Origin of the sequence: Tabrizicola sp. (assembly GCF_051645465.1) — a bacterium.
Classification (GTDB): domain Bacteria; phylum Pseudomonadota; class Alphaproteobacteria; order Rhodobacterales; family Rhodobacteraceae; genus Tabrizicola.
Window position 1 is genome coordinate 1 of record NZ_JBOFBI010000023.1, and the last position, 3,511, is coordinate 3,511.

The following is a 3,511-nucleotide window of genomic DNA, read 5'->3' on the forward strand; positions in this document are numbered from 1 at the left end:
GGGTTCCGGGCGAACCGCTGTCCGGCGCAATTCTCGAATTGGACGTCGCGGCGCGGGGCGTTCCACCGTGGGTCTTCTGTCACACAAGCGCGCCGTAGGCACCGATCACGCGCGCGGCAATTGCGTGTGCCTTGTGGGCCGCTGCTTCAGGCCCGTCGCCCGACAGACGCGTTGCAATGTAGGTGCCGTTGAAGCTGTCGCCAGCGCCTGTCGTGTCAACCGGCACCACCGTTGCCGTCGGGGCCACAAGCGCCCGCCCGGCGGGCCAGACCACAAGGGCCGCATCGGCGCCGGCGCGGACCACGACTTCCTCCACCCCGTCGGCGGCGTATCGTGCGGCGACAGTCGAGGCATCGGCCTCGCGGAAAAGCGCTGTCTCGTCGGGCACTGTCGGCAGGGCGAGCGTCACCACCCGGGCCGCGGCGCGGATCGCGGCCCGCATCGCGGCTTCGTCCGGCCAGAGGCGAGGGCGGATATTGCTGTCGAAGGCAACCAGTGTACCCCGCGCCTTTGCGCGCGCCAGGACCGTCAGAAGCCGCACCCTTGCTTCGGGTGCCAGGATCGCGAGCGTGATGCCCGAGAAATAGACCGCATCCGCCTCGGCCACCGCCGCCTCAAGCGCGGCCTCGTCGTCGGTAAGCGCCCGGGCGGCCGAGGTGCCGCGCCAATAGATGAAGCTGCGTTCACCATCCTTCAGTTCGACAAGGTAGAGGCCCGGCGTTCGCCCGTCGAGCTGCCTGATGCGGCTGATGTCGATCCCCTCCTGCCGCATGAAGGCGAGCATCCGTTCGCTTACGCCATCGTCGCCGACCGTCGTGAAGTAGCTGACCGTCCAGTCCGGCCCTAGCGCGTGCCGCGCGTGCCAGGCGGTGTTGAACGTGTCGCCCGCAAAACCTTGCCGGAAAAGGCCGTCGCCGGTGGCGGCCATCTCGACCATGCACTCGCCGATCGAGAGAAAGCGCTTCGTCATACCTGGTTGTCCGCGATGTAGTCGTGGTTGATGGCTTCGCCCAAGCCCGGTGCCGTTGGCATGGTGACATATCCCGTCGCGTCCATCGGGTCCACGTTCGCAATCAGATGCGGCGGCACCTCGTCGTGGTCGAGATGGGGGTGCAGAAGCCCGCGCTCGTAGTACCGCCCCGCCCCGGTTCCGCCGACGAGTGCAATGTTTCCCGCCCCGCCGCCATGCACCTCGATCTCGATGTTGAAGCTTTGCGCAAGGTGGACGCATTTGATCGCCGGGGTGATACCGCCCACGTCGTTAACACCTGTCCGCAAGATGTCGCAGGCCCCCGATGCGGCCCATTCGGCGCGGGTGAAATGCTTGCCGGGCGCGCTTTCCGGGCCAATCACGGGGATCGCAAGCTGATCCGCCAGCCAGCGGTAGGACGACATCGAGGCCTCTTCCATCGGCTCTTCATACCAAAGGTAATCAACGGCTTCGATGCCCCGGCCAAGCGTCAGCGCCTCGGTCCGCGAATACCAGTGGTTGGCGTCGAGCATAAGGGCGACGTCCGGCCCCGTGGCCTCGCGCACGGCGGTGCAGGCTGCGAGGTCCATCCTGACCGAGGGCGCGCCCGGCACGGGCGGCATCCAGGTGTGGAGCTTGATGGCGGTGTAGCCTTTGGCGACCAGCGCCTGGGCGAAACGCCCATAGTCGTCGGGTGTGGCAAGGCCGCCGGGGATGTCATCGCCGCACATGGTTGATCCATAGGCGGGCACCCGGTCCCGCGCGCCGCCGATCAGCCGCCAGACCGGCAGGCCCGTCGCCTTGCCAGCCAGATCCCAAAGCGCCTGATCGACATAGCCGATGGTCTTGTCCGACAGTTGCTGCGCAGAGCCGCGCTGCCAGCGGGCCATCGCCTGCCACAGGCGTTCGCGGTCGAACGGGTTCTGGCCCAGCAGCACCGGGCGGATGTAGGCCGCAATCAACTCATCGCGCACGGGGGCGGGTGGGCAGAGCACCTCGCCCGTCACACCGGCATCGGTCTCGACCGACAGCAGCGCCATCACCATCTCGCGCGGATCGCAGGGGTGGTCGTGGCCGTCGCTGTCTTTTATCTTGCGCGTGACTGTGCGGAACCGCGTGACGCGGAGGGCGGTGATCGTCAGGTCCGGTCGCATCGGTACTCGCGATAGCTGCCGCGCTTCAGGATATCGGGGTTGATCTCAACGCCCCAGCCGGGGCCGTCGGGCGCGCGGGTGATGCCGTTTGTCACCTTGGGAAGCGGGGTGTAGATCTCCTCGGCCCAGTCCTGCCGGTCAAGAACGCCGCGCCATTCCTGAAGCTCGGTGTGATGGGTGCGTGCCGTCAGCAGGTGCAGGGTAAAGACCTGCAGCATCGACATGCTGGGGCAGTGCGGCATGAACCCAAGGCCATGCGCGTCGGCAAGCTTGCCGATCTCCCACGTCCGGCTGACGCCTCCGGCATAGGCGAGGTCACATTGCAGGATATCGACCAGCCGGTGGCGCGCCATCATCGTGAACTTGCCCCAGTCATTGTCCTGCTCGCCGCCGGTGACGTGCATGGTCAGCGCCTCGGTGACGGCGTGGGTGCCGATCAGGTCGTCGAAGGGGCAAGGTTCCTCGAAATGATAAAAGCCCTCGACCTCCATCGCCCGGCCGATGGCGATGGCGCCCGTCGCGTCGTAGCCGCCGTTCGCATCGGCCGAAAGCCGAAGGTGGGGGAACGCCTTGCGCAGCAGGGGGATAAGTCGTTCGGTCCGGTCGGCGGGACCTTCCGCCTTGTGGCCAAGCCGACGGCCGATCTGCACTTTCACCGCAGAATAGCCGCCGTGTTCAAGATCCTGCCGGATGCCGTCAATCTCGGCCTCGGGCGTGGTCTTGCGGGTGCGGCGCGACAGGTACACAGGGATGTCGCGCACCCCCGTGCCCCCCAGAAGGCGCCAGACGGGTTGGCCCGCGCGCCTGCCCTGCAAATCCCAAAGGGCGGTGTCGATGCCAGCAAGCGCACGGGCGAGGAAACTGCCGCGAAACTTGTAGGCGTGGTTCCAGACATGGCGGCTGACCGCGCGCGGATCGGTCCCCTGCCCCAGCGCCCGACCGACGACGAGGTGGTGCAGCGCCGCCTCGGTCACGGGGGCCGACAGCGCCGCCGTCTGGCCCCAGCCCTGCGCCCCATCGCTGTCGGTGATGCGCACCAGACTGCATTCCGGCAGCGCCCAGGTCTCGATCCGGTCGACTGTCGCCATCAATCCTCTCCGGCGGCCACATAGCTTGCACCGATGGACCGCCAGTCAAAGAACGGTCGCTCGCTGTGGTTGTCGCTCATCTGGTTGGCGACGGCGAGGCGATAGCGCGGGTCCTCCCACGGGCTTGGCAGTTCGGCCGGGGCGGCACCCGCCGCTCCGTAGATCAGAAGCTCATCCTCGTCGAGCGCGACGATCTCTTCGCGGTAGTCGCCCAGCATGTCGACGGCGTGCATGTAAAGGCGCATGTCTTCGCGATGCTGGGTCGCGGCGTCACCCTGGTAGGCCTCGCGGATTTCCAT

General features: G+C 67.2%; 4 protein-coding genes. All 4 read right to left on the reverse strand.

What is annotated here, in order from left to right:
* Positions 1–79: 79 nt before the first annotated feature.
* Positions 80–970 carry a sugar kinase gene (locus ACRCSW_RS01355; protein ID WP_438702203.1) on the reverse strand — a complete coding sequence of 297 codons (891 nt, stop codon included), beginning with the start codon at positions 968–970 and terminating at the stop codon, positions 80–82.
* On the reverse strand, positions 967–2,124 hold the full coding sequence (locus ACRCSW_RS01360) for an enolase C-terminal domain-like protein (RefSeq protein WP_438702204.1): 1,158 nt from the start codon (positions 2,122–2,124) through the stop codon (positions 967–969). The genes ACRCSW_RS01355 and ACRCSW_RS01360 overlap by 4 nt, the downstream gene beginning before the upstream one ends.
* On the reverse strand, positions 2,109–3,212 hold the full coding sequence (locus ACRCSW_RS01365; protein WP_438702205.1) for a mandelate racemase/muconate lactonizing enzyme family protein: 1,104 nt from the start codon (positions 3,210–3,212) through the stop codon (positions 2,109–2,111). Before ACRCSW_RS01365 ends, ACRCSW_RS01360 begins: the two co-directional genes overlap by 16 nt.
* A partial coding sequence (locus ACRCSW_RS01370) for a hypothetical protein (protein ID WP_438702206.1) occupies positions 3,212–3,511 on the reverse strand: 300 nt, incomplete at its 5' end. The genes ACRCSW_RS01365 and ACRCSW_RS01370, both read right to left, overlap by 1 nt.

Bases quoted from the DNA above. Each gene is read 5' to 3' on its own strand.
- ACRCSW_RS01365 (WP_438702205.1), bottom strand. From the start codon at position 3,212: ATGGCGACAGTCGACCGGATCGAGACCTGGGCGCTGCCGGAATGCAGT.
- ACRCSW_RS01360 (WP_438702204.1), bottom strand. From the start codon at position 2,124: ATGCGACCGGACCTGACGATCACCGCCCTCCGCGTCACGCGGTTCCGC.
- ACRCSW_RS01355 (WP_438702203.1), bottom strand. From the start codon at position 970: ATGACGAAGCGCTTTCTCTCGATCGGCGAGTGCATGGTCGAGATGGCC.